This window comes from Psychrobacter sp. TB55-MNA-CIBAN-0194, assembly GCF_040309505.1.
GTDB lineage: Bacteria > Pseudomonadota > Gammaproteobacteria > Pseudomonadales > Moraxellaceae > Psychrobacter > Psychrobacter fozii.
In genome coordinates this window covers 572294-585412 of record NZ_JBEOOW010000001.1, presented here as the reverse complement: position 1 = coordinate 585412, position 13119 = coordinate 572294, and the positions used below count along the sequence as shown (strand labels likewise).

The following is a 13119-nucleotide window of genomic DNA, read 5'->3' as shown; positions in this document are numbered from 1 at the left end:
ATGGGTCTTTAGATTAATGTGTTTTAAGATAGTTTATTTACCTTAAAACACAGTCTGCACGTTCTAGCGTTCTACTTGGCTCACATCACGGACAGCACCAGTATCGGCACTGGTCGTCATAGCAGCATAGGCACGTAGCGCAGGGGTCACATGACGATCACGGCTCACAGGCTTCCATGCATCGCGTCCGCGTGCTTCCATCGCATCTCGGCGTGCGGCCAAGTCAGCATCACTGACTTGCATGTTGATAGTACGATTTGGGATGTCGATATGGATGGTATCGCCTTCTTCAACCAGACCGATGGCACCACCTTCGGCTGCTTCAGGGCTGGCGTGACCGATTGATAGGCCTGATGTACCACCAGAGAAGCGACCATCGGTGAGTAGGGCGCACTCTTTACCCAAGCCTTTAGACTTTAGGTAAGTCGTTGGGTACAGCATTTCTTGCATACCTGGGCCGCCTTTAGGGCCTTCGTAGCGGATGATGACCACATCACCAGCAACGATATCATCAGCCAATACAGCAGCAACAGCATCATCTTGCGACTCAAATAGGCGTGCGCGACCAGTAAATACTAAGATGCTTTCGTCAACGCCTGCGGTTTTGACCACACAGCCACGCTCTGCGATATTGCCATACAGTACAGCCAAACCACCATCTGTAGAATAGGCATGTTGCGCACTACGGATACAACCTGACTCGCGGTTGACGTCGAGGTTTGACCATTCTTTTGATTGTGAAAACGCTTCAGTGGTACGTACGCCACCAGGTGCTGCAAGGAAGCGTGCGCGCGCCTCAAGGTTATCAGCGTTCATGATATCCCACTTATCAATCGCTTCTTTCATCGTTGGACTATGAATGGTCGGTACGTCAGTGCTCAAGAGACCAGCACGATCAAGCTCGGCCAGTAAGGCAAAGACACCGCCAGCACGATGCACATCTTCCATATGATATTTTTGTGAAGCAGGAGCGACTTTTGCAAGGCAAGGAACACCACGGCTTAGACGGTCAATATCATGCATTTTAAAGTCGATTTCTGCTTCATTAGCAGCCGCTAACAGATGCAAAATAGTATTGGTCGAGCCGCCCATGGCGATATCCAAGGTCATCGCGTTTTCAAAAGCCGCTTTGCTAGCGATTGAGCGCGGTAATACTGAATCGTCATCTTGCTCATAGCGACGTTTGGCCAATGACACAATGGTGCGACCTGCTTCTAAGAATAGCTCACGGCGTAGTGAGTGAGTGGCTAGTAGTGAGCCATTACCCGGTAATGCCAAGCCTAAAGCTTCGGTCAAGCAGTTCATTGAGTTGGCAGTAAACATACCAGAGCATGAACCACAAGTTGGACAAGCTGAGGCTTCGATAGCGGCCACATCTTCATCACTAATGCTGTCATCAGCGGCATCCATCATTGCATCGACGAGGTCGAGTTTACGAACTGCGCTGCTGTCACTGCTATCAGTATTGTGGCTCTTACCAACCGTACTGGCTAAAATTTTGCCAGCTTCCATTGGGCCACCTGAAATAAATACCACTGGAATGTTAAGGCGCATGGCGGCCATCAACATACCCGGTGTGATTTTATCGCAGTTAGAAATACACACTAGCGCATCCGCGCAGTGGGCATTGACCATGTACTCGACAGAGTCGGCAATCAGGTCGCGGCTGGGTAGCGAGTACAACATACCGCTATGGCCCATCGCAATACCATCATCGACCGCAATAGTATTGAACTCTTTTGCAACACCACCCGCCTTTTCAATCTCACGTGCGACCAGTTGTCCAAGATCTTTTAGATGCACGTGACCAGGTACAAACTGAGTAAATGAGTTGGCAATGGCAATAATTGGCTTGCCAAAGTCGCCGTCAGTCATGCCAGTTGCACGCCATAGTGCGCGCGCGCCTGCCATATTACGACCACCAGTAGAGGTTTTTGAGCGATAATCCATGTGATATTCCTTACAAATAGGCGAGGTTTATTAAAATGTTCAGCCTCAGCTGTGATATTGATAGTGTGCTTTTTATGATGCGTGAGGACTAGTGAATAATTCTAGGTTGTTACCATACCATTAGCTATGAATACCTAAAAACAATTCGTTGCTTATGATAAATGATGGATCAAAAAAGTGCTATTCAAGACGCTCTAATATCGCTGTCTCAAACCACGGCAGATCGACTTTATCCGCATCTAGTTTGGCGATAATCGCTAACGCATGAGGCGATGGCAAAAGCTGATAATCGCTACTCACATCGATGTTCATAATCTGAGCGTTAGCGGGTGCTTGTTCGTCGATACTGACCAGTGCCTGCTGAGTGTTTTTATAGAGCACATCCACTCGGCCAAAAAACTGCCAGTCTTTAAATGAAGCGGTGAGCGCGTCAGCAGCATTTTTGGTATAGATTTGCTGCGTCTCTTTGCCTGAGTTGGTCCAATGTAGACGTACTGCTAGTTGCAGAGTCTCACTAAAGACAACCAATGAGCCAATGACTTTGACATGCCACGGGCTACTCAATAGCGCTTCACTAATACCAATGAATTGAGCGGCTTCATGAGCCGTCATGGGCATATTGAATTTAGCCAGTAGCGCAGGTGTGAGTGGATGCGTCTGTTTAATCACATCATCTAAACTGTCGTAATGATATAGAAAGGGCAGCGGGAGGTCTTGAGTGACTGTTTTTTTGCTGATTTTACAATTATGAATCCGCCAAGCGATTGTTTTATCAGTTAAGGCATCTGCCAAAATAATGGTATTAGGCGCAAGGGTTTGTGCACTATTATTCGCATTGGTTTGTTGCGCATCGCTCGCAGACACTGTGTCATCGGATACAGAGGTTGATGGCGTGTCATTAAGTGTGGAATGAGCGTGATTGTCATCTGATTGAGTCGTCAAGGTAGGCGAGTCCATAAACATCATGTTATTAAAATAGAGGGTCAATATAACATTTTAAGGGCATGGCTCGCTAATAAATTGGTGATCTGAGGAAGTGATTTATACTGGTAAAAGAATATCATTGGGTAAATAGTCAATTATGAACTAGTCGTATTTTGTTTGTTAAAAAAATGTAGAATATAACCGAATTTTTAGATAAGCATATAGATAGAATAATTAATGAAAACCCCTTCCGATAACGAATCTATCCAAGAATGGATGACATCAGACCGTCTCTATGAAGAGTATCTCTTCTTTTATTTACTCATATGCCTATTTTGGTTTTTCGTTGGCTTATTTTCTATTGGTATACGCATACCAGTATTCAACGATATTCAAAACCTAATCCTCAACTCAGTATGGTTCTTGCTCTTATGTGTGGCCTTAAGTGTTCCTAAGTTTTGGTATCGGCTGATAAAAGGCAAAAATGCGTACCTGTTTCAAGCTACTGCCAAAGTGTATGAAACGCTAGACAGCATAGAGGATATTGAGCAAAGAGAGCAGGTACATAAGCAGATTACTAGCAATGGCAAGTTGCCCCCTAACCGATTAGAAACGCTATCACTGGCATTTTTATTTGCATTCATACTCTTCGATATATTGTATACCCGCTGCTGGATAAGGGATCTGAGCCTAGTGTGGCAGCCTGACTGGGTCAATGCCTGCATTGGTTGGATACATAATAACTTGACGCTACCACCAATTAATGAGAACAGAAAATTTTTTGATTTATATTTTAGTGGTAATAGTGCAGATACCAAACTGAAGCAACAGTTTGGCGACGAATGGGCGTTTTTGGCTTCTCCATTTGGTGATGCTGCAATGTTTTACCACTTTATCCGAGTGATGATGTTTGTTCCTATCTTAGTGGCATTGTCGATCGTATTGTGGAAGCCATTGAAATGGATGGGAATGCAGCAGATTGACCCTAGAAATATTCATAGCTTCATGTCTTTTTTACGTAGTTGTGCTTGGTCGCTTATTTTTGGATTTTTTATGGCCATTGGCATGTTAGCGTTTTTAACCAATGCAAACTGGTTCACGTTAGGTTTGATAGACCAAGAAGCATGGTTTCATAATTTATACATCAACGGTTTATACATATTTATCGTTTTTGGTATCCGGTTTTTTTATGGCTGGCTCATTTTTTGGAAAAGTATTTTTTTAAAGCTCGTTAACAAAGCCAGTTACAATTGATTTAATAATCTTGATCTCACATTGTTGGCTTGTACTCAGTTTGGATTTCGTCCACTATATAAAAAGTGATCAGCACCATTATAAATATAATGAAATATCTAATAATCATGTAATCAAAGGAAAAATAATGACTGAATTGAATCAACAAACTACTTATGATAACAACAACATTTTTGCCAAAATGCTAGACGGTGATATTCCCTATCATAAAGTATATGAAGATGATAAAACCCTTGCCTTTATGGATATCATGCCACAAGCAGAAGGCCACGTTTTGGTCATACCGAAGCAAAAGGCTGTTGATTTGGCAGATCTTGAGCCAGAGTATGCCTCGGCTGTTTTGATGACGTCTAAGAAAGTCATGCAAGCCCAGCGCCAAGTGTTTGCGCGAGAAGGAGTTATTCAAATGCAATTAAATGGTGCGCAGGCAGGGCAGACCGTGTTTCATTATCATATACATTTGATTCCTAGCAGTATTCATGAGCTGGGTCGCCATGCTGCTGTGATGGCTGACCAAGAGCAGTTGGCCAATTTGGCTAAGCAGTTGGCGGCGGTGATTGATGCTGAATAAATAAAATACAATTAGAGATTAGGGCGTGTCTTCAATTCACCCGATAGTCATCTAAATGGGCTAAAAATGGCTAAATCTTGCCAAACATCGTCAAATAGCTGGTTAATATCCCGATATTATCTGCGCTATTTTTCTTGTTTGACGGCAGTTCATCTCATTTTTATCACCGTTTTTGAAATGAAGACACACCCTAGAAGCATTAATATCGCTTGAGATGTCAGTTATAAATTTTGAATAGGTCTATATCAATAAAAAGGTAGCTAACAAGCTGCCTTTTTTTATTGCTTGGTAATAGTCATGTAACAATCTTTGAAGTAATGTTACGAATTCAGTGCTTACCTAGGGTTTCTGAAAGGAGTGTGATAAAAATCATACCTATCTACGTACGTTTGATTCATTTTGAGGACATTATTTTTTATGAGTAAATTACCTCGTTCGACTATTTTACTGCCAGTGTTTGTACCAGCAGCCATTATTATGCTGTTATTGGTGGTTGGTACGGCTATCAACCCTGATGCAGCGGGAGCGCTGTTCAGTGATGTGCTGAACTTTACCACCGAAACGTTTGGTTGGTTTTATATGCTGGCAGTAGCATTGTTCTTATTATTTATTATCGCATTGGCCTTTTCGCCTTATGGCGGGATTAAGCTTGGGCCTGATCATGCAGAGGCTGAGTATAAGTTCCTAGAATGGTTTGCCATGCTGTTTTCGGCAGGCTACGGGATTGCGCTGCTCTTCTTTGGTGTGGCAGAGCCTGTCATGCATTTTGCCAGTCCGCCTATGTCTGCGCCAGAGACCATTGCCGCTGCAAAAGAAGCGATGCAGATTGCTTACTTTCATTGGGGTTTTCACATTTGGGCGATTTATGCCGTAGTAGGGTTATCGCTGGCATATTTCTCCTTTCGCCATGGTTTGCCGCTGTCGATGCGCTCCACGTTATATCCTCTGATTGGCGATAAGATACATGGTCCTATCGGTCATGCGGTCGATGTGTTTGCGATTGTCGGTACCATGTTTGGTATCGCGACCAGTTTGGGTCTATCGGTATCACAAATCAACGCGGGTCTGAATTATCTCATGCCAGATCTGGTGCCTGTCAGTACGGGGGTTCAGGTCATTGCCATTGCAGTGATTACCGCTGCTGCACTGGCATCAGTGCTGGCAGGTATGGATAAAGGCGTAAAGCGACTGTCTATCTTAAATATGCTATTGGCAACCGCCTTAATGCTATTTGTATTCATCGTGGGGCCGACGATATTTATCCTCAATGCCTTTATGGAAAATACAGGGAGCTACTTGGGTAATATCGTTGAGCGTACCTTTAGCTTGCAGGCTTATGAGCATAATGACTGGATTGGTAACTGGACGCTGTTTATCTTTGCATGGACGATTGCGTGGGCACCGTTTGTCGGCTTATTTATCGCCAAGATTAGCCGTGGCCGTACGATTCGTGAGTTCGTGTTAGGGGTGATGCTAGTACCGACTTTCTTTACTTTCTTTTGGTTTGCCGTATTTGGTGACACCGCACTGAATATGATTATGATTGATGGCTATACCTCATTAATCGGTGACGTGCAAAACAACCAAGCGATTGCCTTGTTTAAACTATTAGAGAACTTACCGTTTACTCAGTTCGTCTCTTCATTGACGGTTCTATTGATTATTACCTTTTTTGTGACGTCATCGGATTCTGGTTCATTGGTCATTGATGCGCTAGCAGCTGGTGGCCGTAGTGATACGCCATGGTGGCAGCGGACGTTTTGGGTCGTTACAGAAGGTGCGGTCGCATCAGCACTGCTACTGGCTGGTGGATTAGAGGCCTTGCAAACAGCCGCTATTGTGAGTGCCTTGCCGTTTGCCGTCATTATGTTGATTGCGATGTTTGGGATGTGGCGTGCGTTACGTATCGAAGGTCATCGTAACCAAAGCTTGTATAACAATAGCAAGTTACCACCGCATCTATTAAATTCATCAGCATGGCGCGATCGTATTGATTACATCACCGATCAGCCTACACGAGACAAAGTTTTAAGCTATATCAAAAACGTAGTCATGCCATCGATGACCGAGGTTTCAGAGAAGTTCGCTGAAACAGGTTGGAAGCCCTCTGTGAATTATGATGCTATTAATAATCGCGCGATACTGGAACTACAGCGTGGTGACGATGTTGAGTTTTGGTATGAAGTGCGCTTGTCAGAGCATGATGCTCCTGATTATTACACTGAAAAAATGGCCAATGATTTGCCACAAGAGCATCATCACCGTGCAGAAGTATATCTGCGCCGTGGCGGTCAAACCTATGACTTGTATGGTTATAAGTCAGACTCTGTCATCAACGATATCATCGACCAGTTCGAAAAATACCTGCACTTTTTAAACGTGTCTCCAGATAGCCTACCATGGCGTATGCAAGAGCACGATGAAGACATCACATTAGAGCAGGGCAGTGTGTTCGATAAATAATCGGCTTGATGATGAATTAGTGTTTATTGATGCAAGTTATTCACGTTAATAGCTTGCAATAAGTGCAGGATTCCTTAGAATAACGGCTTGTTTTCTCTGCAGATCAAGCCGTTTTTTATGTCTATAGATTCTTCTGTTTTACCCTCGTCTTTGCCAGTGTCTGAGCATCCATTATTACAGCCGTTAACTATCGGTGGTCTGACGATTGAAAATCGTCTGATGGTGGCTCCTATGGCGGGTGTGACAGACAATCCTTTTCGCCGATTGTGTAAGTCATTTGGCGCAGGTCACGCAGTCAGCGAGATGATTATTGCTGATACGGCGCTTTATGCACGCAAAAAATCACTCTATCGTGCCAATTTCGATAATGAAATTGCGCCTATTTCTGCACAGATAGCAGGAGCGGAACCGGATAAGTTGGCTGAAGCTGCTCGTTATCAAATTGATAATGGTGCGCAGATTATCGATATCAATATGGGCTGTCCTGCCAAAAAAGTTTGCCGTAAGCTGGCAGGCTCTGCGTTGCTGCAGGATGAAGATTTGGTTGCGCGCTTGCTAGATGCAGCTGTCAATGCAGTCGATGCACCAGTCACCCTAAAGACACGTTTGGGTTATGAAAATGGCCGTGAAAATATCTTGCGAGTGGCCAAGCGGGCAGAGCAAGCAGGCATTGCCGCTATTGCCATTCACGGGCGTACGCGCGAGGATATGTATACGGGCGAAGCACGCTATGAGCTGATACGTGAAGTTAAAGAAAGCATCAGTATTCCAGTCATCGCCAATGGTGATATCGATAGCGCACAAAAAGCCCAACGTGTATATGAACTAACAGGCTGTGATGCCGTCATGATAGGGCGTGCAGCCCAAGGTCAACCATGGATATTTCGTGATATCGGGCATTTTTTACGGACTGGTGAGACTCTGGAAGCACCTAGTGTGAGCGAGATAAAAGAGATTGTGCTGGCGCACTTGCAAGAGCTATATGGCTTTTATGGTGAGTACTCTGGTTGCCGTATCGCGCGCAAACATATCGCTTGGTATACGACAGGCATTCCAAACTCCAACGCCTTTAGGCAAGCGATGTATGGTGAAGAGAGTACCGCTGGTCAGTTTCGCGTTGTAGAGAGTTTTTTAAAAGCCCATGAGTGATAGGTAATACAAGCGTTTACTGCCACAGGAATATTGGGTTATTGAATCGGTGAAATCGCAAATGCAGTAATCACACTATTATAAGTTTTTGAATTCCCAAAGTCGTCAAATTATCTGGATGCGATGGCTGTTTTATTCACTTTAGTCCATGCTTTCTTGCTATTCTATAATTGAGATGTTCATAGGCATAGGACAAACAAAAAGGAATTTTTATGGCCAATCCCTCGAAACAAGCGATAACCAAAGCAGTAACAGGTAAGAATATTATTATTACAGGAGCTTCAAGTGGTATTGGCGAACGTACTGCTTTTTTGCTTAGCGAATGCGGCGCTCATGTTATCTTGTTGGCACGTACCGAAGACAAACTGAAAGCCGTTAAAGAAAGTATCGAGGAACTTGGTGGTAATGCCGATTATTACCCTTGCGATTTGACTGATATGGATGCTATTGAAAAAGTTAGTGAGCAAATTTTGATAGATTTTGGCCATGTTGATGTCTTGGTCAATAACGCTGGTCGCTCGATTCGTCGTTCAGTTCATGAATCGGTCGATCGTTTCCATGATTTTGAGCGTACGATGGATATCAATTACTTTGGTGCCGTTAAAATAGTTCTCGGATTTTTGCCGACGATGATTGAACGTCAGACGGGTCAAATTGTCAACATATCCTCGATTGGTGTACTGGCAAACAGTCCGCGCTTTGCCGCTTATGTCGCATCTAAGTCGGCATTAGATGCTTTTAGTCGCTGCTTAGCTGCTGAAGTAAAAGGGGATAATGTGACGATTACCAATATCTTTATGCCATTGGTTCGTACGCCTATGATTGCCCCAACCAAGCTATACCGCTACATGCCTGCGTTGATGCCTGATGAAGCCGCGTTGATGGTCGCAAGAGCTATCGTCGATAAGCCAAATAGCATTGCCAGTAATATGGGCAAGTTTGCGTCAGCTACTTATTCATTGGCACCAGCGATCAACGTTGGCATTCAATCGATAGGTTATCGTATTTTCCCAAGTACTCGCGCTGGAATGACTACCGATAAGAAGTTAAACCTTGCTCAGCGTGCTTTTGCTAGAATCCTTCCTGGTGAGTATCACTAAAACAGCAGGTTTATTGGCTCTGACATAAGATCAAAGAGGATACTGCGGTATCCTTTTTTAGTGCCTTAAGAGATATTAATACTTATATGAATGGGTAGAACAGCGGTGCTTTTTAGCTATCTGATGACCAGAACCACGAGACTATTAGATGCTTTAAGATTTTGTTTTTAGCACCTCAGCATAGATGCCTCGTTTACGATGCTAACCAATGCGGTTGAGAGTATAGTAGAATAGATTTGCCATGGTCTAATCATATCGACTTCTATGCTCAATGAGATTATTAATTAAGTCTTGCACACCCGAAAAATCCTAACAGCCATATAGATACACACTAAGCACTCATTCTCTGAGTGTTAAAGAATTCACATAAGATAATTTGAAGAGGTAAGAATGTTAGTTAAATTGCTACGAGAAGGTCTAGGACGAATTATTGCTGGTATAAGTGTCATGACCCAAGGTAATGCTATGAAACGCACTGAAGAAGAACAAGCTCTTGTTAATAAGGCTGGTGAAGATTTATCGTTGTATCAATTTCAATCTTGTCCTTTTTGCGTAAAAGTACGTCGTCAAATTCATAAGTTAAATGTGCCTATTGAGCTTCGAGATGCAAAAAACAATGAGCAATTTCGCAATGAGCTTGCTGAAAACGGTGGGCGAATAAAAGTGCCTTGTTTACGTATTCAAGAAAACAACGATGTCCAATGGATGTATGAATCTAATGATATCAACGCTTACTTGCAACAGCGTTTTGGTTAGAGCATGTCCAAAATTCGAACAAAAACTGTTAAATGGGCTAAAAACGGCTAAAGTATGAGCACTGAAAACATGGATATCGAAAGCGAAACCGCTAACCAAGCTAACCAAATAGAAATTATCTATGAAGATGAGTATCTAGTGGCGATTAATAAAGAGGCTGGTCTACTGGTGCATCGCAGCTGGCTGGATAAAGGCGAGACGCGCTTTGCTATGCAACTTACCCGTGATGCGGTCGGTTGTCATGTGTTTCCGGTGCATCGGTTAGATAAGCCTACATCAGGTGTGTTGTTGTTTGCCAAGAGCCCAGCTGTGGCGCGTAGCCTTACTGAAGCGTTTACGGCACACGAGGTGAAGAAGCAGTATTTAGCTGTGGTGCGCGGCTATATGTCAGAGCAGGGCAGTGTTGATTATGCGTTAAGCTTTAAGCCCGATGCGATTGCCGATAAGTTTGCCAATTTGGACAAACCTGCTCAAGAAGCAGTGACCCACTGGCAGAGTTTGGCACAGATTGAGTTGCCGTTTGCAGTGTCAAAAAAGCATGATACTAGCCGCTATAGTCTCATGCGCTTGACACCAGAGACTGGGCGTAAACATCAGCTGCGTCGGCACATGAGACATTTATTCCATCACATTGTAGGTGATACCAGCCACGGTGATATACGTCACACACGATTTTTTCGTACTCAATATGACTGTACGCGCATGCTGCTACATGCTCAAACGTTAGCGCTTAGCCATCCGGTTACTGGTGAACCGTTGTTGCTAAAAGCGGGATTAGACGATCAGTGGATGCGTATCATGGAAGAGTTTGGTTGGGTAAGTAGTGCTGAAGATTGAGCAACATAAAGTTGAGAGGTTATTTTTGATAATCCCTTTATCTTGTCTGAAAAGGTTTAATATTCTCTATCTTGCATTTAATTGTTGATACTTATTACAACCATCTTGATTCCCATTGTCGCAAGATTTACCAAACCATTCTTTAGCAGTTTCAGAATTCTGACGCACGCCTAAGCCTGCGTCATACATCAACCCAAGATTGTATTGAGCCTTAGCATCGCCCTGATTCGCTACTTTTTCATACCACACAGCCGCTTTCGCATAATCCTGGCGTAAGCCCTCGCCTTTGAGATACATCACTCCAAGATTGTATTGAGCCTTAGCATTATCTTGATCAGCCGCTTTTTTATACCACGCAGCTGCTTTAGCATAATCCTGATGCATGCCTTGGCCGTTGTTGTACAGTATTCCAAGGCTATATTGAGCATCAGCTAATCCTTGGTTAGCAGATTTTTTATACCACTCAGCCGCTTTGGCATAATCTTGATGCACACCTTCACCTTTCTTGTACATCACTCCAAGATTAAATTGAGCCTTAGCATCCCCTTGATAAGCCAAATGTTGGGTTTGGTTAAAATCAGCAGCCAGTGCCGACACGGATAAAATTGCTGCTGTTAAAAAGAGGGTTATCTTGCTGGTGAGCGAGGTATTCAGAAAGATCATGGTGAGTCTCAAGAGAGTTGCTTTAGGATATACATTTGTAGGTTATTGCTATAATAGCAGATATATTTTCGAGCGTTCGGGGTAGCGTCTCTCTAGGGCATGTCCTTAATTCAAGCGATAGTTATCTAACTGGACTAAAAAGGCAGTAAACCGTAACAATGGCATGATTAGGTAATTAAAATACTAAAAGAGTATCATGTGGGGATTATTTGCATAATGGATGGTAAAAAAGGGGAGTAATATCCTTTTTTATATGAATATTTTTTATTAGGAAAGGTCATGTTTCTTCGTTTTATTGCGCGTCATAGCACATTAATTATGCCAGTTTGCGCAATTTTTGGCTTTGTTTTTCCAAACGTATCCAACGCGGTATTGGTATATTTACCCCAAATGTTGTTTTTCTTAATGTTTTTTACTTTACTGGGTATCGACCAATATGCGCTATTAAAGCGTATAGCGACAAGCTATGTGTGGGTTTTTGCCTTGTTGCAAAGTGGGGGTATGAGTCTGGTTTTAATACTGATTGCTTATGCGCTCGGCGTACGTGGCGATTGGCTGTTGGCTATTGCAGGTCTTGGTGCCACTGCCCCGTTATTTGGTAGTGGTGCATTGGTCAATGCGGTGGGGTTTGATGCACAACTAGCGACGGCAAAAACCATCGCTGCTACACTCATTATGCCATGTACATTATTAGGCGTATTGTGGCTATTAGGCGATAAAAATGCGAATGTAGACATTGGCACTTATATCAATCGCTTGTTGGTTTATATTGTTATGCCAATGGTGCTAGCTTTAGGGGTACGTCGGCTCGTTTCACCTGCTATTTTGTCACGTTATTATCCCAAAATTGGACAGTTTAATATTTTACTGCTGATGTTGTTTCCACTGGGGTTGATGGCAGGATTTCTTGACACCTTTGACCATAATCCGTGGCAAGCATTGTTATTACTGGCGCTAAGTTCTGTATTGGCATTGGTGTTTTATTTTACAGCTTATGTAATATATCGGCGTTTTGGCTATGAAAATGCCATTATCGCTGCGTTGGTGTGTGGTGGACGCAATGTATTACTTGCTTACACCATAACGGCACCTTTTATGGGTGCGGTGTTTTTACCTTTACTGGGTGCTTTTCAATTACCAGCATTTTGCTTACCCTTACTGGGCAAATATATGGCAAAACGCCATACAACTCAACCTATGGGTTTAAAGTCAGGTTTCTGAACTGCCCCGACTATTAATAGATGAGTTATCGTGTATAGAATGTATGTTTTGGGTATGCCTATGGCGAACCAATCAAGTGCTTTCACTGGTTCGGTTCCCTAGTGAGGACTTGAATCTTCGGTTGTAGGCTAGTGATAGCAATGGTTAGAGTTATCTAAATAATGGCAGTGTACTTCAAGTGATACTCGTCGTGTGAATTGATAGTGTATAATTATTGAATATCAAAATGTT

At 43.2% G+C, this 13119-nt stretch carries 11 protein-coding genes; 8 read left to right on the top strand and 3 right to left on the bottom strand.

Annotation, left to right across the window (positions count from 1 at the left end; translation table 11 throughout):
* Nucleotides 1–63: 63 nt before the first annotated feature.
* Complete coding sequence (gene ilvD / locus AAEY75_RS02300) at nt 64–1950, bottom strand: dihydroxy-acid dehydratase (RefSeq protein ID WP_352258160.1); 1887 nt, start codon at nt 1948–1950, stop codon at nt 64–66.
* 180 nt (nt 1951–2130) lie between these two features.
* Complete coding sequence (locus AAEY75_RS02295; RefSeq protein WP_352258158.1) at nt 2131–2892, bottom strand: hypothetical protein; 762 nt, start codon at nt 2890–2892, stop codon at nt 2131–2133.
* Nucleotides 2893–3111: 219 nt separating this feature from the next.
* Between AAEY75_RS02295 and AAEY75_RS02290 the strand changes: the two genes are divergently transcribed.
* From AAEY75_RS02290 to truC, 7 genes are all read left to right on the top strand, one after another.
* The gene (locus AAEY75_RS02290) at nt 3112–4128 is read left to right on the top strand and encodes a hypothetical protein (RefSeq protein ID WP_352258156.1); all 1017 of its coding nucleotides are present in this window, start codon (nt 3112–3114) and stop codon (nt 4126–4128) included.
* A gap of 127 nt (nt 4129–4255) precedes the next feature.
* On the top strand, nt 4256–4699 hold the full coding sequence (locus tag AAEY75_RS02285; RefSeq protein WP_352258154.1) for an HIT family protein: 444 nt from the start codon (nt 4256–4258) through the stop codon (nt 4697–4699).
* 417 nt (nt 4700–5116) lie between these two features.
* Nucleotides 5117–7162, top strand: coding sequence for a BCCT family transporter (locus tag AAEY75_RS02280; RefSeq protein WP_352258152.1), 2046 nt, complete (start codon nt 5117–5119; stop codon nt 7160–7162).
* Nucleotides 7163–7279: 117 nt separating this feature from the next.
* Entirely contained in the window at nt 7280–8311 is a 1032-nt protein-coding gene (gene dusB / locus AAEY75_RS02275) for a tRNA dihydrouridine synthase DusB (RefSeq protein WP_201551811.1), read from the top strand.
* Between the two features lie 212 nt (nt 8312–8523).
* Nucleotides 8524–9411, top strand: a complete 888-nt coding sequence (locus tag AAEY75_RS02270) for an SDR family NAD(P)-dependent oxidoreductase (protein ID WP_352258149.1) — start codon at nt 8524–8526, stop codon at nt 9409–9411.
* Nucleotides 9412–9801: 390 nt separating this feature from the next.
* Nucleotides 9802–10167: a glutaredoxin domain-containing protein gene (locus AAEY75_RS02265; RefSeq protein ID WP_197216232.1), complete on the top strand. Its 366-nt coding sequence runs from the start codon at nt 9802–9804 to the stop codon at nt 10165–10167.
* A gap of 69 nt (nt 10168–10236) precedes the next feature.
* On the top strand, nt 10237–11004 hold the full coding sequence (gene truC, locus AAEY75_RS02260) for a tRNA pseudouridine(65) synthase TruC (RefSeq protein ID WP_352258252.1): 768 nt from the start codon (nt 10237–10239) through the stop codon (nt 11002–11004).
* Nucleotides 11005–11070: 66 nt separating this feature from the next.
* Here truC and AAEY75_RS02255 read toward each other — a convergent pair whose 3' ends face one another.
* Entirely contained in the window at nt 11071–11667 is a 597-nt protein-coding gene (locus tag AAEY75_RS02255; protein WP_197216231.1) for a tetratricopeptide repeat protein, read from the bottom strand.
* Between the two features lie 279 nt (nt 11668–11946).
* On the opposite strand from AAEY75_RS02255, the gene AAEY75_RS02250 reads away from it, so the two are divergent.
* Nucleotides 11947–12888, top strand: a complete 942-nt coding sequence (locus tag AAEY75_RS02250; RefSeq protein ID WP_352258147.1) for a lantibiotic ABC transporter permease — start codon at nt 11947–11949, stop codon at nt 12886–12888.
* Nucleotides 12889–13119 lie beyond the last annotated feature (231 nt).

Excerpts from the sequence above, each read along its gene's own strand:
- AAEY75_RS02250 (WP_352258147.1), top strand. The coding sequence starts at position 11,947 with ATGTTTCTTCGTTTTATTGCGCGTCATAGCACATTAATTATGCCAGTT.
- AAEY75_RS02265 (WP_197216232.1), top strand. The coding sequence starts at position 9,802 with ATGTTAGTTAAATTGCTACGAGAAGGTCTAGGACGAATTATTGCTGGT.
- AAEY75_RS02255 (WP_197216231.1), bottom strand. The coding sequence starts at position 11,667 with ATGATCTTTCTGAATACCTCGCTCACCAGCAAGATAACCCTCTTTTTA.
- dusB (WP_201551811.1), top strand. The coding sequence starts at position 7,280 with ATGTCTATAGATTCTTCTGTTTTACCCTCGTCTTTGCCAGTGTCTGAG.
- AAEY75_RS02285 (WP_352258154.1), top strand. The coding sequence starts at position 4,256 with ATGACTGAATTGAATCAACAAACTACTTATGATAACAACAACATTTTT.
- AAEY75_RS02270 (WP_352258149.1), top strand. The coding sequence starts at position 8,524 with ATGGCCAATCCCTCGAAACAAGCGATAACCAAAGCAGTAACAGGTAAG.
- AAEY75_RS02280 (WP_352258152.1), top strand. The coding sequence starts at position 5,117 with ATGAGTAAATTACCTCGTTCGACTATTTTACTGCCAGTGTTTGTACCA.
- truC (WP_352258252.1), top strand. The coding sequence starts at position 10,237 with ATGGATATCGAAAGCGAAACCGCTAACCAAGCTAACCAAATAGAAATT.
- AAEY75_RS02290 (WP_352258156.1), top strand. The coding sequence starts at position 3,112 with ATGAAAACCCCTTCCGATAACGAATCTATCCAAGAATGGATGACATCA.
- ilvD (WP_352258160.1), bottom strand. The coding sequence starts at position 1,950 with ATGGATTATCGCTCAAAAACCTCTACTGGTGGTCGTAATATGGCAGGC.